Raw genomic sequence first — 21,810 nt, forward strand, 5'->3', positions numbered from 1 at the left:
CATGTATCAACATTTCATCGAAGGCCTGCAACGCCTGGGCCGCGCACTGATGCTGCCGATTGCGATCCTGCCGATCGCCGGTCTCTTGCTGCGCCTGGGCGACACCGACTTGCTCAACATCGCAGTGATGCACGACGCCGGGCAGGCCATCTTCGCCAATCTGGCATTGATCTTCGCCATCGGCATCGCCGTCGGCTTTGCCCGCGACAATAACGGCACGGCCGGCCTGGCAGGGGCGATTGGCTATCTGGTGATGATCTCCACGCTCAAGGTGATGGACACCTCCATCAACATGGGCATGCTCGCCGGTATCGCCAGTGGCCTGATGGCCGGTGGGCTGTATAACCGCTTCAAGGACATCAAGCTGCCGGAGTACCTGGCGTTCTTCGGCGGGCGGCGATTCGTGCCGATTGTCACAGGCTTTTCGGCGGTGGGACTGGGCGTGATTTTTGGCCTGATCTGGCCGCCGATCCAGCACGGCATCAACAGCTTCGGCGTGTTGCTGATGGAAAGCGGCAGCCTCGGCGCGTTCGTGTTTGGCGTGTTCAACCGCCTGTTGATCGTCACCGGCCTGCACCACATCCTCAACAACATGGCGTGGTTCGTGTTCGGCAGCTTTACCGACCCGGTGACGGGCGCGGTGGTGACGGGCGATCTGACTCGATATTTTGCCGGCGATCCGAAGGGCGGCCAGTTCATGACCGGCATGTTCCCGGTGATGCTGTTCGGCTTGCCCGCCGCGTGCCTGGCGATGTACCGCAACGCCCTGCCGGAGCGCCGCAAGGTGATGGGCGGGATCTTCCTGTCGATGGCGCTGACCTCGTTTTTGACCGGGGTGACCGAGCCGATTGAATTTGCCTTTATGTTCCTGGCGCCGTTCCTGTATCTGATCCACGCCGTGCTCACTGGCCTGTCGATGGCCATCACCAATATGCTGAACATCCACCTGGGCTTCACCTTCTCCGGTGGGTTTATCGACATGGTGCTCGGCTGGGGTAAATCCACCAACGGCTGGCTGGTGGTGCCGGTGGGGCTGGCGTATGCGGCGATCTACTACACGGTGTTCAGTTACTGCATCCGCCGCTTCAACCTGAAGACACCGGGCCGTGAAGATATCCAGGTGGCACCGGCTGAAACGATGAGCGATAACCAACGCGCCACGGCTTACATCCGCGCATTGGGAGGTGCGGACAACCTGCTCAGCGTCGGCGCCTGCACCACGCGGCTGCGCCTGGACATGCTCGACCGCAACAAGGCGATGGATGCCGAACTCAAAGCGCTGGGCGCCATGGCCGTGGTGCGGCCGGGCAATGGTGGGAGTTTGCAGGTAGTGGTCGGCCCGATGGCGGATAGCATTGCCGATGAGATTCGGTTGGCGATGCCGTCTTTTGTTGCCAGTGCGTCGGTGACGGTTGCGCCTGTGGATAAGCCGGTGGCGGTGGATGTGCAGGAAGCCGAAAAGTGGCTGAGCGCCTTGGGTGGCCGAGAGAATGTGCGGCAGTTGGAAACCGTGGCAATGACGCGATTGCGGGTGGAGTTGGGGGATGATTCGGTGTTGTCAGAGGCTGATCTCACTGCACTGGGTTGCCAGGGCGTCAGTCGGCTGGACAGCGGCGTTTGGCACCTGTTAATTGGTGACAAGGCGCCGGGATTGGGTGATGCGTTGGAGCGGTTGGTCGGTGCTCGGCAGATCGGCGCGGGCGCTTAACGCTTCATCGCCTGATCCCGCTACTTATTTACGGCCTGCTCCCAACCACGGTTCTCCATGCTGAGGGTTCTTACCCTCGGCATGGAGCCCGTACCCGTGAGCACTTCCACTCCCCCCCCGTCCTTTGATGAAATCAAAGGCTCGCTCAACCTGATCGGCCATCACCTGCTCAAGGTCGATACACCGTTGCTGCCGGACCAGAAAGCATCCACCGAGTTGGCTTATCTGGAGCGCTTGAATGTTCAGTTGAACCAGCACCGCGAACAGTACCTGCGCAAAGGCCGTGCGCTTTACCAGGCACTGGCCCGCAGCAACCTGGCCAGCCCTGAAGGGCAGACGCTGCTGAGCGTTCTCAAGACCACACTGAACACCCGGTTGCAGGCGCTTGATCTTCGTGAGCAAATCGATGGCAAGAGCCAAAAATCCTTCATGACGTATGAAGCGGGTTACACGGCCCTGACCCACGAGGCCGCCCTGGGAGAGATGGACCGCCTGCTGCACCCGCAAGAGCGAGCAATGCTCGATCGCCTCCCATTGGGCCCGACGCAACGTCCCGGCCAGTACGCACTGACCATGGAATACCAGGACCAAACCGTCGAACTGGCCGGGGCCTTTGTCCTCACCGAAAAATCCAGCCCCGTGGTGAGCGAAATGACGGCCAACGCGGCAGTGGGCAGGGTGCTGTTGTTCACACCGTCACGCGGCATCGAAACCTTCGACTCATTGACCGACTTGAATACCCGGTTGCGATCACGCCTGGATAACGCCGGTGAACGCCATGAAGTTTTGAGCCTGCTTGCGGTGCGTTACCACGCCATCACCCCAGAGGCGATCTGGCCACTGACCCTGGCCCCCATCGACGACGCGCCGCTGTTCGAACATACCTACAACGCCCTGATCACCAAACGAGGCGAGGACATCGACCGGGCCTTGAGCCTGGTCAACAATCCTCACAACGACGCGGGCCTGCTGATGGACGCGCTGGACCGTGCCATTACCGATGCCCTGCCCGACCTTACTGCCCGCTTTGAATGGCGTGCCCAGGTGCTTTTGGACAGATGGCTGCGCCACAGCGCGCCGGACTGGTACCGCAGCGCCAACGAGGCGCGCCGGACGACGCTGGCCGACCATTTGCGCCGCTATAACGAAGCCCGACAGCACCTGCTGGACTTGCTGGGGCCGGTCACCACGCCCCACGCCCTGGCTCGTTACCAATGGCTGGAACGCTTGAGCGACGACCTGGAAATCCACGACCTCGACCCGCAGCGGATAGAGGTCAACACTCGCCGTGTGCTCGACCCCATCGGCGAATATGAGCACGACCGAAGCCTGGTCGAATTGGCCCTGCGCGGCCCGCATATCGGCGATGAGAACGTCGACTCCGACTTCCTGAAAAAGACCACGCTGACCTACAACGGCGCAGCGCTGGAGCAGGAGTACAACCACCTGACGCCCGCCTGGCTGCTGGAACAGTTGGGTACGCTGCAACCACGTATCGACTTTGGCGACCTGCAAAAACAGATGCATTCCAAGCCTGAAGTCAGCCGAGCCATCGAAGCGATGCTTGATCTCAGAATCAACGCATTGGCCTATGCGGCGCTGTTGCAAGGTCACCTCAGCGAGAACGACTACAGCCTGATCCAAAGCCTGCGCCAAGGCACCGGTACCGGCCTGAGCGCCTCGACCGTGTCACTGCATGAAGCCCAGTTGCAGGACCTGTGGGTGCTGCGTCAGCGCAACGCCGAGGATGTGGTCATACGTGTGCTGCTATGCACGCCAGAAGGTGCGCGTGAGCAACAATTCCAGGCATTCAACAGTGATGCGGCCTGCCAGAGCCATATCCTCGGCTGGGCTCTGGACAACGGCATCAAAACGCCCCCCGGCACCCTGACCGATTACCTGATCAACCGCGTTGCCCTGCGTTTTCGCAACACGATGACGCAGGTACTCAGAGGCTTGAGCTTCAAGCCTCAGGACCTTGAGCACGAGGAAGTCACCTTCAGTCCGAGTCGCAGTCACGCCGATTGCCTCAAGGACATGGCGGCCCATGTACTGGCCACCCGTGTCGATGACTACGAGTTCAGTACGCCAGGCTGGTATCGCTCCGCGCCTGCCGACACTCGTCGTAAACTGCTGAAACTGGCGGAGGACGCCGAAGGTGGGCTGCGTACCTATAACGACTTTCCGCTGTCCGAAGCGAGCGTCCCAACCTTTACCGACTATTTGCATGAACAGGCCACGATACGTCTGAACACACTGCTCGGTCACCCTCGCAACGCGGTCGACCCTGACACTGTGTGGGCCTACTCGCCGCCTTCGTTGAAAGGCACGTCCACACCCGCGCCTATCTCCTACACCCAGCTCTACCGCGATGGGTATGCGGATGGCATCGGCTTCCTCGACGAGAAATTTTCTCGCTCCGCACGCTTCAAAGGTCCGGACAAGGTGGACCTCAGCCTGCTGACGGCGGAAAATGTCGCGCGTTCGGTCACGGGTGTCTGGATCGGTCAACGCTATACCAACGAGATCAAGGCCAGGCTATTGAACGCTGGCAGCCCGGACTATGACCTGCGGCGCAATGCCACGCTGGTCCTGGCCCAAACGCAAATGCAGAACGCAGCCCTTGAATGTCAATTGCAGGGCCATATCGCCAGCGTCGACTTGCCCTGGCTGGAACGCAGCATCGCAACGATGGGCAGTACATCGGCGCAAACCCGTCTCGACTATGCCATTCACCGCCTGATGATCGACGGCGATTGGGTGATAGGCACCTACCTGTTCAGCCATGGCGACAATCCCACGCTGCTCTATACCCCCAATGCACCGGACGGTATCCGCTGGCGCGAAGCCAAGTTGTTCAACTACCTGCTGATAAAAACGCCGGGGATGATCCAGTACCTCATCGCGCGCGTCCCCACCCAATCCAGGATCAGGGTCCAGGCCTTTCTGGAAAAGGCCAAGGAGCAACTGCCCGAGCATCTGGACAGAACCACTGTCAGCCCCGCACGGTATGACTCGACTCACGCACAGGCGCCGCTGCTCGATCTACGCAAAGACCTGTACAACATGAAGCTGCAACGCATCATCGACGATGTGGCAGCCACCACCGTCAACCGCACACACATGATCACCGACATCTTATGGACCTGCGTGGAATGGGTTACGGCCATCGCCACCGCGCCATTCCCCATCCTGAGCCTGAGTGCCGGCCTGTTGCTGGCGTTCAAGGATGGCATGCTGGCACTACACGCTTATCATCAAGGTGATAACGCCAAAGCGCTGGAACATCTCATGGGTTATCTATTCAACAGTGCCGGCGCGGTATTCACCGACCTGCGACCGGCACTGGATTCAGTGAAACGCCTGAGCCAGGCTCCCAAACGCCTTGCAAACGCAAACACACCGTCGTTAAAACTGATCAGCCCGCTCGAACCCGCCCCGCTCGCTCCTGCCGGTATGCAGTCCGCCTGGTTTAACGGAGAGCTGCTCTGGGCCCCCAAGACTCCTGATCCGATTGGTCGCTACTTGCTGTATCGCCTGGACCCGGCCACCGGCAAACTGGTGTCGACCACTCGCCTGGCCGCACCCGATGCCCAAGGCGTATGGAAACGCACCGGCGTGACAGGTGGTGCACCGAAGTATGAAAAAGTCGCGGAGTCTCCCGACAGGCTGAAAAACTATGAGATACCGGCCAAGTACCAGGGCAAGATGCAGGCGGTTGTGAACCCCAACTCGAGGGAGATGCTCACGGCTGCCGATGATTGGTTGGATGATCCGGGGCTCATGCGGGACCTCGCCGCCATGGACCTGAAAAAAGCCCATACGGTTTACCAACAGCAAGTGAACCACTTGACCAACGATGCACAGGATTTCTTCAACGCTCGTCCGCTCGGAGCTCCTCGCGTGGAGGTTCCAGCCGTCGAAGTGACGACTGATGTGTCCGCGCTGACCGACAGCGCCCTGTTCACTGCCAACCCCAATCTGGTCATTGGCGCCGTCCCGGGTTCCATCGCCAGCAAACAGCTGTTGATCGAAAACATGGACGCCCTGATTAAAAAAGGCTTCAGACGCTTGTATGTGGAGTACCTGCCCAACGATGTCTTCCGCGAAAAACTGAAAAAGCTCAACCGTGGAGGCTCTTGGAGGAATATCAAACAGCACTTGAAAGCCATCGACAAAGCCTTGGGCTTCGCCGAAGACGCCAGGTTCTCTTACGTGGGCCTGGTTCACGAGGCGCAGAAAAAAGGCTTGAAGGTACGGGCGCTGGACGCCTCAACCTCCTACCAGCTGGACGATATGCTGAGCCTGGGGGATACCCCACCCACCACACCGCGAGACAGCGCCCTGAGAAACTTCTACTCGCACAAAGTCCTGGAAGCCGATATCGAGGACCTGCCGGACGAGCGCTGGATTGCCTTGGTCGATCCTGCGCGCATGACCACCTTCAATCAGAAGCCAGGGCTCGCCGACCTGCACAAGGCGGTAGCTATGCGGGTTGAAGATGTGGGCCTCGACCAGCCCGTGGGCATCTGGGTCGACAGTCCGGGAAACATCGCCGGTGATGCCCTCGCCAAAGGCGATTACCGCCTGACTCTGCAAACTCCCTACAAGGCTGTCGAGCAGCCAGGCCCATCCGCTGCGGCGGCACTCCCCGCCGTTGGGCATTACAGCGAATACGATATCGCCCCCTCCCTGCGTGACAGCATCCGCACCCAGTCGCAACAGCCCTATGGCCTGGATACACACTATGTGCCAAGCCCAAGCCAGCGCGAGGCGTTCTTTGCCTTCAAGAGCATCCGGGAACGCCTGCACAAGGATGCCAAACAATTTCTGAGCAGCCATGAACTACCGGCCCGCCCGGATCTTTCCGCGCTGGGTACGAAAACACAGGCCGAGCCTTTCCTTGAAACGCTCAACAAGAGCACGCTGCCCGGACTGGTCATTGGTGAAGCCCACGAGGCACAGTCCAGCAAGGCGTTCCTTATAAAACACATGAAAAAACTCAAGGCACTGGAGGTCAAAACTCTCTACGTTGAGCACCTGCTCACCGACCTGCACCAGGCAGACCTGGATACGTTCTTTCGAACAGCGCACATGCCGCGCAACCTGCAAAGCTATCTAAGATCTCAGGACGTCGGTCACATGCCGCTCTACAGCGGGCCCAATACCTATTCACAGGTCATCCAGGCCGCCAATAAATACGGCATTCGGGTGCGTGCGCTCGACTGCAGCGCCAGCTACCACGTAAAAGGCGCGGGTTCCGACGCCCGCAACGAGATGTTCAATTACTTTGCCTCACGCGTCATCAACGCTGACCAGGCGGCAAATGGTCCGCACAAATGGGTGGCGTTCATCGGCAGCGGCCACACCAACACCTTCCAGCAAGTGCCTGGCCTGGCCCAACTGCAAGGTGCTGTAAGCCTGCATATCCGCGATGTCGCGCCCAGCCTGTCAAGCAACATCCGCCCCGGCCGTTGGGAGACAAACCTGGAAACCCGCTGGACGGCGTTACGCAGTGACTTTACGTTGAACGTCGGCGTGCCCGGCAAGCATGAACCGGCCGCCTTCGTGCCGCTGGACAGAACACGGCTGAAAGCTACCGGGCACTTTCTGGTCGAGCACCCGTCGATGGCAGAAACCAACCTGCTGCACAAATCCAGAAGCGGCGAAATCGTCTCGACCCCAATCCAGGTGGACGATCAGGGGATGTTCTACATTGATCGCTGGGACATGGCGCAGCAGCGCTTTGTCTACCAGACAGCCTTGATCGATGCCATTCGTGACCAGGTGAAACTGATCCCAGCGCCGTACTGAGTTGAAAGCCCTGGGCGCCATGGCGGTGAATGTGCAGGAGGCCGAGAACTGGCTGAATGCGCTGGGTGGCCGAGCGAATGTGCGCCAGCTGGAAGCGGTGGCGTCAGCGCCAGGGTTTAGAGAGGTAGTGGCTGTTTTGGTCTCATCGGGGGCAAGCTCCCTCCCACATATGACCGCATTGCCATGTCTGGCACCGATCAGAATGTGGGAGGGGGCTTGCTCCCGATGAGGCCCTCGCAGCCAACAAAAAACCCGCTGACCAAACGGGCCCAGCGGGTTTCTTGTTTATGCAGCCAACAGATCAGAAATCCGCCAACTGCCACACTTCATACGCTGGCGTTTCGTACGGGTGACTCAGTTTGAGCGCAGCCACAACAGCCACGATCCACTCATCCGCCACCACCAGCTCAACCTTCCATTCTTCCACCACTTCAACTTGGCCCACCTGCCCGATAAACGGCTGGCTGCCGTCCAACGCGCGAAATTGGCCCTGCCCCAGCACTTGCCAGGCGCAGTTGTCGTAGTCGCCGATGCGCCCGCCGCCGGCTGTGAAGACGGCGGTTTTCACCGTCTCCAGGTGGCTGTCAGGTACGAAGAAGGCGAGCTTGTACATGGCCTTAGTTCACCCAAACGCGGGCGTTGCGGAACATGCGCATCCACGCACCGTCTTCATCCCACTCTTCCGGGCGCCACGAGTTCTGCACGGCGCGGAATACGCGCTCCGGGTGCGGCATCATGATGGTCACGCGGCCGTCGCGGCTGGTGAGGCCGGTGATGCCGCGCGGCGAGCCGTTCGGGTTGGCCGGGTAGTTCTCGGTGACCTTGCCGTGGTTGTCGACGAAACGCAGGGCCACGGTGCCGGACAGGTCGGCTTCGAGCAGGGCTTCTTCGCTGGCGAACTCGGCATGGCCTTCACCGTGGGCGATGGCGATCGGCATGCGCGAACCGGCCATGCCTTGCAGGAAGATCGAGTTGGACTCCTGCACCTGCACCATGGCGACACGGGCTTCGAACTGCTCGGAACGGTTACGCACAAAGTGCGGCCAGAACTCGCTGCCCGGGATCAGTTCGCTGAGGTTGGACATCATCTGGCAACCGTTGCACACACCCAGGGTGAAGCTGTCGTTGCGCTCGAAGAAGCCCTGGAACGCATCGCGGGCACGGCTGTTGAACAGGGCCGACTTGGCCCAGCCTTCACCGGCACCCAGCACGTCGCCGTAGGAGAAACCACCGCAGGCCACCAGACCTTTGAACTCATTGAGGTCAACGCGACCGGCGAGGATGTCGCTCATGTGCACGTCGATCGCATTGAAGCCGGCACGGTCGAACGCCGCCGCCATTTCCACCTGGCCGTTGACGCCCTGCTCACGCAGTACGGCAACCTGTGGGCGAATGCCTTTCTTGATGTAGGGCGCAGCGATGTCCTGGTTGACGTCGAAGCTGAGCATGGTGCTCAGGCCCGGGTTGTCTTCTTCCAGGATCACGTCGAATTCCTGCTCGGCGCAGTCGGCGTTGTCGCGCAGGCGCTGGATCTGGTAGCTGGTCTCGGACCACTGGCGTTGCAGCAGGCGGCGCTGGCCGGTAAAGACCGTGTCACCGTTGAACGAGATATTCACTTCGCCGTTGTTGATCGGCTGACCGATCACCGCCACGCACTCAGCCAGGCCAGCGGCGCTGAACTGTGCCAGCACGTCTGGAGTCGCGTCCTGACGCACCTGGATCACCGCACCCAGCTCTTCGTTGAACAGGATGCCGTTGATTTCCGCCGCGTCCTCGGCAACGCTGTCGAGCACGATGTTCAGGCCGCAGTGACCGGCAAAGGCCATCTCGACCACGCTGGTCAGCAAGCCGCCGTCGGAACGGTCGTGGTAAGCCAGCAGGTGGCCGTCGGCATTGAGGCCCTGGATCACGGCGAAGAAGGCTTTCAGGTCCTCAGCGTCGTCGACGTCCGGCGCGTGCTTGCCGAGCTTGCCGTGGGTCTGCGCCAGGATCGAGGCGCCCATGCGGTTCTGGCCACGGCCCAGGTCGATCAGGATCAAGTCGGTGGTGCCCTTGTCCATGCGCAGTTGCGGGGTCAGGGTCTGGCGAATATCGGTGACCGGTGCGAACCCGGTAACGATCAGCGACAGCGGCGAGGTGACGCTCTTGTCGGTGCCGTCTTCATTCCAGCGGGTGGCCATGGACATGGAGTCCTTGCCCACCGGAATGGTGATCCCCAGCTCAGGGCACAGCTCCATGCCGACAGCCTTGACGGTGTCGTACAGGCGCGCGTCTTCGCCGGGGTGGCCGGCTGCGGACATCCAGTTGGCCGACAGCTTGATGTCGGACAGCTTGCCGATGCGCGAGGCCGCGATGTTGGTAAGGGTTTCGCCGATGGCCATGCGGCCCGACGCCGGCGCGTCCAGCAAGGCCAGCGGCGTACGCTCGCCCATAGCCATGGCTTCACCGGTGTAGACGTCGAAGCTGGTGGCGGTGACGGCAACGTCGGCCACCGGTACCTGCCACGGGCCGACCATTTGGTCACGGGCCACCAGGCCGGTGATGGTGCGGTCGCCGATGGTGATCAGGAAGCTTTTGCTCGCCACGGCCGGGTGGTGCAGCACGCGTTCGATGCTGTCGACCAGTTCCAGGGTGCTTGGGTCGAAATCATCGCCCAGCTCGGCTTCACGTACCGCCGAACGGTGCATGCGCGGGGCTTTGCCCAGCAGCACTTCCAGCGGCATGTCCACCGGGCTATTGCCGAAGTGGCTGTCGGTGACGGTCAGCTGCGGCTCGGCAGTGGCTTCGCCGACCACGGCAAACGGGCAGCGCTCGCGCTCGCAGATGGCCTGGAAGCGCGCAAAGTCTTCAGGGCCGACCGCCAGCACGTAACGTTCCTGGGATTCGTTGCTCCAGATTTCGTGCGGGGCCATGCCCGGCTCGTCGTTTGGAATGTTGCGCAGTTCGAAACGGCCACCGCGGTCGCCATCGTTGACCAGTTCCGGGAACGCGTTGGACAAGCCACCGGCACCGACGTCGTGGATGAAGCTGATCGGGTTCTTGTCACCCAATTGCCAGCAACGGTCGATGACTTCCTGGCAGCGCCGCTCCATCTCCGGGTTTTCTCGCTGTACCGAGGCGAAGTCGAGGTCGGCCGAGCTGGTGCCGGTGGCCATGGAGGAAGCCGCGCCGCCGCCCAGGCCGATCAGCATCGCCGGGCCGCCGAGGACGATCAGCTTGGAGCCGACCAGGATCTCGCCTTTCTGAACGTGTTCTTCACGGATGTTGCCCATGCCGCCGGCCAACATGATCGGCTTGTGGTAACCGCGCACTTCATCGCCACGCGGAGTGGTGATGGATTGTTCGAAGGTACGGAAATAACCGGTCAATGCCGGGCGCCCGAATTCGTTGTTGAACGCGGCGCCGCCGAGCGGGCCTTCGATCATGATGTCCAGCGCGGTGACGATGCGCTCGGGTTTGCCGTACGGCACTTCCCACGGCTGTTCGAAGCCCGGAATCTGCAGGTTGGACACGGTGAAACCGGTGAGCCCCGCCTTGGGCTTGGCGCCACGGCCGGTCGCGCCTTCATCACGGATTTCGCCGCCGGAACCGGTGGCTGCGCCGGGGAACGGGGCAATCGCAGTCGGGTGGTTGTGGGTCTCGACCTTCATCAGGATGTGCACCGGTTCCTGCACCGCGCCGTACTGGCGGGTTTCAGGGTCCGGGAAGAAGCGGCCGGCGACGGAGCCGACGATCACCGAGGCGTTGTCCTTATAAGCCGACAGAACCCCTTCGCTGTGCATCACGTAGGTGTTCTTGATCATGCCGAACAGGCTTTTTTCCTGGCTTTCGCCGTCGATGTCCCAACTGGCGTTGAAGATCTTGTGACGGCAATGCTCGGAGTTGGCCTGCGCAAACATCATCAGCTCGATGTCGTGCGGGTTGCGCTTCAAGCCGATGAAAGCGTTGACCAGATAGTCGATTTCGTCTTCGGCCAGGGCCAGGCCCAATTCGGTGTTGGCCTTCTCGAGGGCGGCGCGGCCACCGCCCAGCACGTCAATTGCGGTCAGCGGCTTGGGTTCGGCGTGGCTGAACAGGCCGGCAGCCTGTTCCAGCTGGCTGACGATGATCTGGGTCATGCGGTCGTGCAGGCTGCTGGCGATCAGCTCGGCCTCGGCGTCGCTGAACTGGCCGGCAACGTAGAACGCGATACCACGCTCCAGGCGCTGGATGCTCGAAAGGCCGCAGTTACGGGCGATGTCGCTGGCCTTGCTCGACCAGGGCGAGATGGTACCGAACCGTGGCAGAACCAGGAACAAGCGGCCGGTCGGCTCTTGAACGGGAACGCTGGGGCCGTACTTCAGAAGGCGTGCGAGCACTTGCTGTTCGTCGGCGGTCAAGACGCCGGCTACGTCGGCGAAGTGAGCAAATTCAGCATACAGGCCTGTAACAGCTGGAACCTTCTGGCTCAGTTGCTTGAGGAGTTTGCTGTGGCGAAAGGCAGAAAGGGCAGGAGCGCCGCGCAGGATCAACATCTTCGGGACAGCCTCGGGAAGGGGTGTGCTTTGAGGCCGTGCATTCTAGCGTAAACCTTCGCCAACGGCACCCGAAACGCTACCGTTGGCCGCTGCCGAACGTCAGTTGGCACGGTTTGCATGGGGCCCTGGGGTGTTCCCCGGCAGCGGGCGCAGATATTTTAACCGTCACAATCGGGCGCCAAGCCACGTTTCTGCGGGCTGCAGCACAGTTTTGGCGGCGCTAGCAGACAAGTCCACCGCTGTCGAGATATGGCGCCGTGGGCCGTTTGCGTATACTGCGCAGATGTTCTCCCCAACTGTTTTGCGCCCGCGATGCGCCAAATGGCTCATCGCCACCGGACTCTTCCTGATGCTCAGCGCCTGTGTTGATAAACCCAGCACGCTCGAGCGAATCAAGGAGGATGGCGTATTGCGGGTGGTTACCCGGAACAGCCCGGCGACGTATTTCCAGGACCGCAACGGTGAAACCGGTTTCGAATACGAGCTGGTAAAGCGCTTCGCCGATGACCTGGGCGTTACGCTTAAAATCGAAACCGCTGACAATCTGGATGACCTGTTCGGTCAGTTGGGCAAACCCAACGGCCCGGTGCTGGCCGCCGCCGGCCTGGTCAGCAGCGAACAGCGCCAGCAGCAGGTGCGCTTCTCCCACCCGTACCTTGAAGTCACGCCGCAGATCATCTACCGCAACGGCCAGTCACGACCGACCAACGCGGCGGACCTCGTCGGCAAGAAGATCATGGTGCTCAAGGGCAGCACCCACGCCGAGCAGTTGGCGGCGCTGAAAAAGCAGAATCCTGCCATCGAATACGAAGAGTCCGACGCCGTTGAGGTGGTCGATCTGCTGCGCATGGTCGACGAAGGGCAAATCGACCTGACCCTGGTGGACTCCAACGAAGTCGCCATGAACCAGGTGTACTTCCCCAACGTGCGCGTGGCGTTCGACCTGGGCAACGCCAGCAACCAAAGCTGGGCGGTGGCCGCCGGTGAAGACAACAGCCTGCTCAACGAAATCAATAGTTACCTGGACAAGGTCGAGAAGAACGGCACCCTCCAGCGTCTGAAAGATCGCTATTACGGGCACGTCGATGTACTCGGCTACGTCGGCGCCTATACCTTCGCTCAGCATCTGCAGCAGCGCCTGCCCAAGTACGAGAAGCACTTTCGCGCCTACGCCAAGGAAGAAAAGGTCGACTGGCGACTATTGGCGGCCATCGGCTATCAGGAATCGCTGTGGCAACCGGCAGTCACCTCCAAGACCGGCGTGCGCGGCTTGATGATGCTGACCCAGAACACCGCCCAGGCGATGGGCGTGTCCAACCGCCTGGATGCCAGGCAAAGCATCATGGGCGGCGCCAAGTACCTGGCCAAGATCAAGGACGAGCTGGACGACAAGATCGCCGAGCCCGACCGCACCTGGTTTGCCCTCGCCGCCTACAACGTCGGCACCGGCCACCTGGACGACGCGCGCCTGCTGGCGAAAAAGGAAGGCCTGAACCCGAACAAGTGGCTGGACGTGAAGAAAATGCTGCCGCGCCTGTCGCAGAAGCAGTGGTACAGCAAGACGCGCTACGGTTATGCCAGGGGCGGCGAGCCGGTGCATTTTGTGGCGAACATCCGGCGCTACTACGACATCCTGACCTGGGTGACCCAGCCGCAGTTGGAGGGTAACCAGGTGGTCGAAGGCAATTTGCATGTGCCGGGTGTGGATAAGACCAAGCCGCCGGAAGATAACCCGCAGTTGTAAACACGATTATCCAAACACCGCTCCCACATTTTTAGTCCGCGTACACCCGTCTAGTTATTTCCACCAGTATTCGACCTGCACACCTCGACCTCGAGGGCCAAAGCCATGTGATCGTGGTGAGCAACCAGACGTTTTTGCAGGATGGGCGGCAGTACGAGTACACCGAGTCGCGGCATACGCTGGATAAGTTTACTTTTCGGATATTGCGCGGGACTGAGTATAGGTCGGGAAGATCATTGCACTGCGATGCTTTTTGCCAGCCCTGCCGTCCATGCAGCAGTCATCTTCTCTCCTACCGCCGCGAACTCTGGGTGAGTGCTCCCTGGTAGCTTCCATCGTACTTCTTCGCGGTTCCCCATCCCGATAAAACGCACATGTCCTCGAAACCGAGGTAGGCGCTTTCACTGATGTCGAACCGTTTCACCACAAGGAGCTTGCCGTGCTCGCTGAGCTGGAATTCAGGCACCTCCAGGCCGCAATGGAATGCAGCCCGCATGCAGAAAAATTCATTGGCTGCCAAATGAGGAAAGTCAGACTCGTTGAACGCCTTCACCAAATGCGTCGCGCCCCGATGGGTGAGACGTTCAATACCGGGGGCCATGTCGTCAACGTCGCGTACCAACACTTTGGGTTGAACACCCGACACCCCCGAGTAGGCTGCGTAGGTTTTCAGAAGATCATCAAACAGGTCTTTCGCCCCGTCATAAACCAATAGCTCGGACAGTTTGACCCCAGGCAGTGGCTCACCACCCGCATCATGGGCAACCCTGATGCGACCCAACTGGTATGGGCCCACGATACCCAGCAAAGCGAAATCGTCAAAGCCGCGCACTGACTTGCTGAAACGCCGCACAAGCTCATCCTTGAGATGCCCCTCGGGAATGTGCATCTCGAACAGAGGATGGATCCCATACTCCCAGTTGTAACTCTCCAGGCGCACCGGCATCGTCAGGGATACGGCATTCTCTTCGCTGACAGTGTCGTTATACGAGAAAATCGTATCGCGCCGGTCTCTGCACCCCGCCCGAGCGTTCCAGCAGGCACACCGCCTACGCCGATATATAGCCGTTCACTTTGACTCGTCATGGATGTTTCCCGATTTCAGCTCATCAAGGGTCATGCGCCGACGCTTGGGGATGGCGGTCAACTCATATCCCAAGCCTTCAAGAATGGCTGCAACCTTGCGAATCCCGATTTCCGGGATGGTATTGTTCTCAATCCCCGAGATGGTGGCGCGACTCATGCCATGCCGCTGCGCAAGCTGGCTTTGTGAAAGGCCAGCCGCCTTGCGGAGGTTCTTGATCAGTATTCCTAGATCGCCCATACCAAAATGCATCCAATACAATGCAAAAATAAATAATACTGCCTAAATGCACGCTATACGATGCATTTAATCTTGAACAGCCCTTTTATACACTTATGGCTCTTAGTTGAGTGTTTACACACCAGAAACACAAACCTCCCGCCAAGCAGACTGTGCAAAAACGTAGCCTGTGAAGCAGCTTGTTACCGTTGAGATATGCCGCTACTTGGCAAACAAATACAACCTTCCGTAGGATGCGTTCGTGGCTATGGAACACCTTCCTTCTAACCTCCGATGACCTAGGGGTTTCGCTCTCCACACTGCGCCTGCTTCTTGCAGGCGTTTTTACATCAGCTGTAAAACCATACTGCAACTCGTCCACGACGGCGGCCAAGGGAGAAAAACAAGCATGAATCAGGGTCTTTTTCTGCGTCGCCGTAGCAAAGTTCACGTCCCGATGGGAACTGGCGGTGCCACGCGCGCTCAGGTCGCGTCGGCTGTCCGGGAAGTCGCGGCATTCCGATGCGTACTATCAGAACCTCTGATTGAGCAAATCGGCATGTTGTCAGCGACAGAGCTCAAGCACTGGTTGCGCGAAATTGTCGGAGTCCTGCGGCGGCAAACTGGCGCTCATGTACACCACAAGCCATTTTATCCTGACTTTCCAGAGCAGGTTCTGACGGCCTCAGAGGCGGAGTTGTACCTTAACGCCGTCATCCACTACCTCACGCTTTGGCGTTTACCGCCGTCTGAACACTCTCGACCTGCGATGCTTGAGGGCAACTTCATATCCCGCGTGATCGAACCGGGAAGCATCTCTGAGTTCGAGTCACTGCTCGAACCACTCGTGTCATCGCGCACCTCACTCTCCGAGGAGGACGCTGCCGATGTCGCCTGGTTTATCCGAACGTACAAAAACGATGTGTTCCGCCTGCTGCCTGAAGCCATTCCGTTCCGGGAGATCCGTGCACAGGTTGGCGGCGCACTTATCCTGCAGGTAGCCGGCGATGCAAGGGTGGACGCATTCCTTGAGAAAAACGTCGAAACGGCGACTGACGTGCTACGACTCGCGGTCGCTCTGAGTGGTGGAGACGTGTCACTGGCGACAGCTTCGACGCGTTTCACAGCGATGAAGCGCTCGATACGCCGTCTGCTTTTGCGCCTACTCGACCAAATACCCAACGCTGTAGAAGACGTGATGCGCCATGCTGAGCACTGGAAACGCCTGGCTGAAGTACTGCATCCGGGCGACTACGCGGATAAACACCCACGAGCGCTAGCCGCCATCACGGCAGCACGCCGCAACGAAGCGCCAGCCTCATTTGGATCACGTGTCGAAACATTGCTTGCCTTGCGTCACATTTCCACGCTTACGCCCCTACTACAGAGTCGTCCTGGTGAGTTCGCACGAAGGCTGGACGCGACCCTGCGGCGCGCGACGGACCCAGAATCGGTTCTCGACGCGTTCGAGTCGGTTGCGACACAAGTGTCCTCACCTGTGCTGCTGCAGTTACTGGCCCAGGTACGTGCGCCGCGCCCCCTCCCCCTGCGAGCCTTCACGCCCAAAGGTGCATTTGCCAAAGTTTATGGCATCAAGGATCAACGCGAACCTCTCGCTCCCGCCGTATTGGATCGTGCAGCCAGAATCTGCGAGGGCGCACTCATAATGCGTTTTGCGTCGCTACCGCCACTAGGCCGCTGTTTCATCGATCCAGCATTACGCGAATACAGAGTGCCGCTGGCACAGCGTGCCTCATCGAAATCGCTACGTACGCTGGTGCGGGGCAGTCGATTGCCTATGCCTGACACACGTTTCATTCGCCTGTTCCTATGGTGGAAGAACGGTCGTGGACGCACAGACATCGACTTGTCTGCCGCCTTTTTCGACGCCAACTTCGCGTTCAAACAAACGGTCGCGTACTACAACCTGAAGGATTTCGGCGGCTACCACAGCGGCGATATAGTCGATGCGCCCAAAGGGGCTTCGGAGTTCATCGACCTCGACCTCGATGTCCTCGTCGAAAAGGGTATTCGCTATGTCGTCACGTCTATCAACTCATACACCGAGCAACCATACTGCGATCTTCCAGAATGCTTCGCCGGCTGGATGGCCCGTGTCGACGTGGCATCGGGTGAAATATTCGAACCACGCTCCGTGTTCGACCGTATCGATATCGCATCCAACACAGGGATCTGTCTGCCATTCGTAATGGACTTGCAGGAACGACGCATGATTTGGGCCGATCTGGGACTCACTGCATCTGCGCGGTGGAACAACGTCCAGAACAATCTCAGTGGGGTATCGTTGATGCTGCGAGCTTTGGTACATACACCAAGGCCGGATTTGGAGACCCTGTTCGATTTACATGTCCGAGCACGAGGGGAACGAGTGGCTTCACCGCAGCAGGCACAGGCGGTATTTGCGCCTGATCAAGGGATAACACCGTTCGATACGGATTTGATTCGATCACAGTTTCTCTAATACCTACGCCAGGCTGTGCCGTGGCGCCCAGCGCACTCAGCACATCTGCCGACAGCCCACCCGGCAGTTTCAGCAATGCTTCCAGAATCTGCCAGACCCAAAAAGCCAAAAGCCCGCAATTACGCGGGCTCCAGGGCATTTCTTGCTAGATCGTGCCGGACAATGCCGGACGTCCAATCATTCCCACTCAATCGTCGCCGGCGGCTTGCTCGACACGTCGTACGTCACGCGCGAAATGCCTTCGATTTCATTGATGATACGGCCGCTGACGGTTTCCAGCAGTTCGTACGGCAGGTGTGCCCAACGGGCGGTCATGAAGTCGATGGTTTCCACCGCACGCAGGGCCACGACCCATGCGTAACGACGGCCATCGCCTACAACGCCTACGGATTTCACCGGCTGGAACACCACGAACGCCTGGCTGACCTTGTGGTACCAGTCGGCCTTGCGCAGTTCTTCGATGAAGATGTGGTCGGCGCGACGCAGCAGGTCGGCGTATTCCTTCTTCACTTCACCCAGGATGCGCACGCCCAGGCCCGGACCTGGGAATGGGTGGCGATAGACCATGTCGTACGGCAGGCCCAGTTCCAGGCCCAGACGGCGGACTTCGTCCTTGAACAGTTCGCGCAGCGGCTCTACCAGCTTGAGGTTCATTTCCTCAGGCAGGCCACCGACGTTGTGGTGGGACTTGATCACATGGGCCTTGCCGCTCTTGGCGCCGGCCGACTCGATGACGTCGGGGTAGATGGTGCCTTGGGCGAGGTACTTGATGTTGTCCAGGTGTTTGGCCTGGGCATCGAAGACGTCGATGAAGGTGCGGCCGATGATCTTGCGCTTCTTCTCCGGGTCGGACTCGCCGGCCAGGTTGGTGAGGAACTGCTCTTCGGCGTTGGCGCGGATCACCTTGACGCCCATGTTCTCGGCGAACATGGCCATTACTTGCTCGCCTTCGTGCAAGCGCAGCAGGCCGTTGTCGACGAACACGCAGGTCAGTTGGTCGCCGATGGCTTTGTGCAGCAGTGCAGCAACCACGGAGGAGTCAACACCGCCGGACAGGCCGAGCAGCACGTTGTCGGTACCGACCTGGGCACGCACCTGGGCGATGGCGTCTTCAGCGATTTTCGACGGCGTCCACAGGGCTTCACACTCACAGATGTCGAGGATGAAGCGCGACAGGATGCGCCCGCCTTGTTTGGTGTGGGTCACTTCAGGGTGGAACTGCACGCCGTAGTAGCGACGCTCATCGCTGAACATGCCGGCGATCGGGCAGCTCGGGGTGCTGGCCAGGATGTGGAAGTCTTCCGGCATCTTGGTGACCTTGTCACCGTGGCTCATCCACACGTCGAGGCCGAACAGGCCGTCGGCGTCGATGTGGTCTTCGATACCGTCCAACAGGCGGCTCTTGCCGACCACGTCAACCCGCGCATAACCGAATTCACGCAGCTCGGAGCCTTCAACCTTGCCGCCCAGTTGTTCGGCCATGGTCTGCATGCCGTAGCAAATGCCGAAGACCGGTACGCCCAGGTCGAACACCGCCTGCGGGCAGCGCGGGCTGTTGGCTTCGTGCACGGACTCGGGGCCACCGGCGAGGATGACGCCTTTGGGTGCGAATTCGCGGATCGCTTCGTCATCCATGTCGAACGGGTGCAGTTCGCAGTACACGCCGATTTCACGCACGCGGCGGGCGATCAGTTGGGTGTACTGGGAACCGAAGTCGAGGATCAGGATGCGGTGGGCGTGAATGTCGAGGGCCATGAAAGAAACTCTGAAAAGCAGTTGCAAGCTTCAAGCTGCAAGCTGCAAGTAATCGGAAGCTGCACGGTAGCTGCACTAATGCAGCCCCGCTTGCAGCTTATAACTTGTGGCTTATAGCTGTCGGCATCAGCCGACCCGATAGTTTGGCGCTTCCTTGGTGATCTGCACGTCGTGGACATGGGATTCAGCCATGCCGGCGCCGGTGATCCGCACGAACTCTGGCTTGGTGCGCATTTCTTCGATGTCGGCGCTGCCGGTGTAGCCCATCGAGGAACGCAGGCCGCCCATCAGTTGATGGATGATCGCGCTCAGGGTGCCTTTGTACGGCACACGGCCTTCGATACCTTCCGGGACGAGCTTCTCGGCGCCTGCCGAGGAATCCTGGAAGTAGCGATCGGACGAACCTTGCGCCTGGGACATGGCGCCCAGCGAACCCATGCCACGGTAAGCCTTGTACGACCGGCCCTGGAACAGTTCGATCTCGCCCGGCGCTTCTTCGGTACCGGCGAACATCGAGCCCATCATCACGCAGGAAGCACCGGCAACGATGGCCTTGGACAGGTCACCGGAGAAACGGATGCCGCCGTCGGCGATCAACGGCACGCCGGTGCCTTCAAGGGCCGCGGCGACGTTGGCGATGGCGCTGATTTGCGGCACGCCGACACCAGCGACGATACGCGTGGTGCAGATCGAGCCAGGGCCGATACCGACCTTGACCGCGTCAGCACCCGCTTCGGCCAGCGCCTTGGCGGCAGCGCCAGTGGCGATGTTGCCGCCGATCACCTGCACGTCAGGGAAGTTCTGCTTGACCCAGCGCACGCGATCGATCACGCCCTTGGAGTGACCGTGAGCCGTGTCGACCACCACCACGTCAACGCCGGCGGCGACGAGGGCCGACACGCGGTCGCCGGTGTCTTTACCGGTACCAACGGCAGCGCCAACGCGCAGACGACCTTGGTCATCCTTGCTGGCCAGCGGGTAAGCCTTGGCTTTTTCGATGTCGTTGACGGTCATCATGCCCTTGAGGGCGAATTTGTCATCGACGATCAGCACGCGCTCGATGCGGTGCTTGTGCAGCAGTTCACGCACGTCGTTCTTGTCGGCGCCTTCCTTGACCGTGACCAGACGCTCTTTAGGCGTCATCACTTCGCGGACGGTGACTTCAAGACGGTTCTCGAAACGCACGTCACGGGACGTAACGATGCCGACCAGGTCGCCATCGTGCAGTACCGGAACGCCGGAGATGTTGTGCAGGCGGGTCAGTTCGAACAGATCGCGTACGGTGGCGTCAGCTTCGATGGTGATGGGATCTTTCACCACACCGGCTTCGTAACGCTTGACCTTGCGCACTTCGGCAGCTTGCTGCTCGATGGTCATGTTCTTGTGGATGATGCCGATGCCGCCTTCCTGAGCCATGGCGATGGCCAGACGGGCTTCGGTGACGGTGTCCATGGCAGCGGAAACCAGGGGAATATTCAGCTCGATGCCACGGGTTAGGCGGGTCTTGAGACTGACTTCGTTAGGAAGCACCTCGGAATAACCGGGCACTAGGAGAATGTCGTCGAATGTCAGAGCTTCTTGGCTGATACGCAGCATCGCGGGGGCTCCCGAGCGGGAAAATGGAAGCGCGCCATTATACTCAGACACCCCTCAGGTCTCAACGTAAAACTCTGACATATTTGGGAATAGTGATAGATGGAGAAATCTGGCTTCGCCTGATCGTTCCCGCGCTCTGCGTGGGAATGCCGCCTTGGACGCTCTGCGTCCCACCGTTGAGGTGACGCGGAGCGTCACAGGATGCATTTCCACGCGGAGCGTGGGAACGATCATCGGGGGCAAACCTACAGCTCGACCTTGACCCAAGCGATCTTCTGGTCCAGCCAATCGGCAAATTCGTCGATAAAGCTTTGCTTGAACCCCGCCTCTGCCCAATTGTTGAAGATAAAGCCCAGGTTGGAAAACCCGCATTCCTGCAGGAACAGGAAGCCGTTGATGTCGTCTTCGTGCCCACACAGCGGGCAGGTAAAGTTGTCGGTGTGGCCGGGCATCCAGTCTTCCAGGCTGTCGAACAGGGCTTCACCGACTTCCTTGCGGCACTCCGGGCAGCCGGCTTCTTCAAGAAACCCCTTGGCCGGCGTATAGATGCAGCGTTTGTAGATGATTTCCAGGCCATTAACCGGTTCGTTGAACGGCAGCGCCTGCGGGTGCAGCACCACTGCGCGGGCGCCATCGGCCAGGGCGTAGGCCATGCGATTGCCGGTACGGCCGCAGGTGGTCAGTTCTTCCTTGATGATGTTCTTGCGCACCAGCCAGCGCACGATTGCCCGCGCGCGGGGCTCGTGGACGGGCAAGGTGGAGATTTTCGGGACAAGGATGCTTTGGGAGTTCATGGGAGTCCTGCGGTGTGGCTGCTGACGCTATCGGGGGCAAGCCCCCTCCCACATTTGAATTGGGAACACAGCTAACTGTGGGAGGGGCCCCCGATGG

At 60.0% G+C, this 21,810-nt stretch carries 10 protein-coding genes and 2 pseudogenes; 5 read left to right on the forward strand and 7 right to left on the reverse strand.

The window, feature by feature from the left end; genetic code table 11:
• Position 1 precedes the first annotated feature (1 nt).
• Both nagE and C4J91_RS22235 read left to right on the forward strand, forming a co-directional pair.
• Positions 2 to 1,708, forward strand: a complete 1,707-nt coding sequence (nagE, locus tag C4J91_RS22230; RefSeq protein ID WP_124364273.1) for an N-acetylglucosamine-specific PTS transporter subunit IIBC — start codon at positions 2 to 4, stop codon at positions 1,706 to 1,708.
• Between the two features lie 96 nt (positions 1,709 to 1,804).
• Entirely contained in the window at positions 1,805 to 7,522 is a 5,718-nt protein-coding gene (locus C4J91_RS22235) for a membrane-targeted effector domain-containing toxin (protein WP_124364274.1), read from the forward strand.
• A 301-nt stretch (positions 7,523 to 7,823) separates the two neighbouring features.
• On the opposite strand, the gene C4J91_RS22245 is transcribed toward C4J91_RS22235, so the two are convergent.
• Together C4J91_RS22245 and purL are read right to left on the reverse strand one after the other, a co-directional pair.
• Entirely contained in the window at positions 7,824 to 8,135 is a 312-nt protein-coding gene (locus C4J91_RS22245) for an NGG1p interacting factor NIF3 (protein WP_124364276.1), read from the reverse strand.
• Between the two features lie 4 nt (positions 8,136 to 8,139).
• The gene (gene purL / locus C4J91_RS22250) at positions 8,140 to 12,036 is read right to left on the reverse strand and encodes a phosphoribosylformylglycinamidine synthase (protein WP_124364277.1); all 3,897 of its coding nucleotides are present in this window, start codon (positions 12,034 to 12,036) and stop codon (positions 8,140 to 8,142) included.
• 286 nt (positions 12,037 to 12,322) lie between these two features.
• Between purL and mltF the strand changes: the two genes are divergently transcribed.
• Entirely contained in the window at positions 12,323 to 13,783 is a 1,461-nt protein-coding gene (gene mltF, locus C4J91_RS22255) for a membrane-bound lytic murein transglycosylase MltF (RefSeq protein ID WP_124364278.1), read from the forward strand.
• 80 nt (positions 13,784 to 13,863) lie between these two features.
• Positions 13,864 to 14,000 (forward strand): annotated as a pseudogene (locus C4J91_RS22260) (UTRA domain-containing protein); the annotation flags it as partial.
• Between the two features lie 102 nt (positions 14,001 to 14,102).
• On the opposite strand, the pseudogene C4J91_RS22265 reads toward C4J91_RS22260, so the two are convergent.
• Positions 14,103 to 14,869: pseudogene (locus C4J91_RS22265) on the reverse strand (type II toxin-antitoxin system HipA family toxin); the annotation flags it as partial.
• A complete protein-coding gene (locus C4J91_RS22270) occupies positions 14,853 to 15,107 on the reverse strand; it encodes a helix-turn-helix transcriptional regulator (RefSeq protein WP_124364279.1) in 255 nt (84 codons plus the stop codon). The gene C4J91_RS22270 and the pseudogene C4J91_RS22265, both read right to left, overlap by 17 nt.
• A 388-nt stretch (positions 15,108 to 15,495) precedes the next feature.
• On the opposite strand from C4J91_RS22270, the gene C4J91_RS22275 reads away from it, so the two are divergent.
• Positions 15,496 to 17,568, forward strand: coding sequence for a TerD family protein (locus C4J91_RS22275; protein ID WP_124364280.1), 2,073 nt, complete (start codon positions 15,496 to 15,498; stop codon positions 17,566 to 17,568).
• A 177-nt stretch (positions 17,569 to 17,745) separates the two neighbouring features.
• On the opposite strand, the gene guaA is transcribed toward C4J91_RS22275, so the two are convergent.
• The 3 genes from guaA to C4J91_RS22290 form a co-directional block, all read right to left on the reverse strand.
• Complete coding sequence (gene guaA / locus C4J91_RS22280) at positions 17,746 to 19,323, reverse strand: glutamine-hydrolyzing GMP synthase (RefSeq protein WP_124364281.1); 1,578 nt, start codon at positions 19,321 to 19,323, stop codon at positions 17,746 to 17,748.
• A 126-nt stretch (positions 19,324 to 19,449) separates the two neighbouring features.
• A complete protein-coding gene (gene guaB, locus C4J91_RS22285; RefSeq protein WP_015885726.1) occupies positions 19,450 to 20,919 on the reverse strand; it encodes an IMP dehydrogenase in 1,470 nt (489 codons plus the stop codon).
• Positions 20,920 to 21,164: 245 nt separating this feature from the next.
• Entirely contained in the window at positions 21,165 to 21,713 is a 549-nt protein-coding gene (locus tag C4J91_RS22290) for a sugar ABC transporter ATPase (protein ID WP_124364282.1), read from the reverse strand.
• Positions 21,714 to 21,810 lie beyond the last annotated feature (97 nt).

Origin of the sequence: Pseudomonas sp. R3-52-08, from assembly GCF_003851745.1 — a bacterium.
Taxonomy (GTDB): domain Bacteria; phylum Pseudomonadota; class Gammaproteobacteria; order Pseudomonadales; family Pseudomonadaceae; genus Aquipseudomonas.

Excerpts from the sequence above, each read along its gene's own strand:
- purL (WP_124364277.1), bottom strand. The coding sequence starts at position 12,036 with ATGTTGATCCTGCGCGGCGCTCCTGCCCTTTCTGCCTTTCGCCACAGC.
- C4J91_RS22275 (WP_124364280.1), top strand. The coding sequence starts at position 15,496 with ATGAATCAGGGTCTTTTTCTGCGTCGCCGTAGCAAAGTTCACGTCCCG.
- C4J91_RS22245 (WP_124364276.1), bottom strand. The coding sequence starts at position 8,135 with ATGTACAAGCTCGCCTTCTTCGTACCTGACAGCCACCTGGAGACGGTG.
- C4J91_RS22290 (WP_124364282.1), bottom strand. The coding sequence starts at position 21,713 with ATGAACTCCCAAAGCATCCTTGTCCCGAAAATCTCCACCTTGCCCGTC.
- guaA (WP_124364281.1), bottom strand. The coding sequence starts at position 19,323 with ATGGCCCTCGACATTCACGCCCACCGCATCCTGATCCTCGACTTCGGT.
- C4J91_RS22270 (WP_124364279.1), bottom strand. The coding sequence starts at position 15,107 with ATGGGCGATCTAGGAATACTGATCAAGAACCTCCGCAAGGCGGCTGGC.
- guaB (WP_015885726.1), bottom strand. The coding sequence starts at position 20,919 with ATGCTGCGTATCAGCCAAGAAGCTCTGACATTCGACGACATTCTCCTA.
- mltF (WP_124364278.1), top strand. The coding sequence starts at position 12,323 with ATGTTCTCCCCAACTGTTTTGCGCCCGCGATGCGCCAAATGGCTCATC.
- nagE (WP_124364273.1), top strand. The coding sequence starts at position 2 with ATGTATCAACATTTCATCGAAGGCCTGCAACGCCTGGGCCGCGCACTG.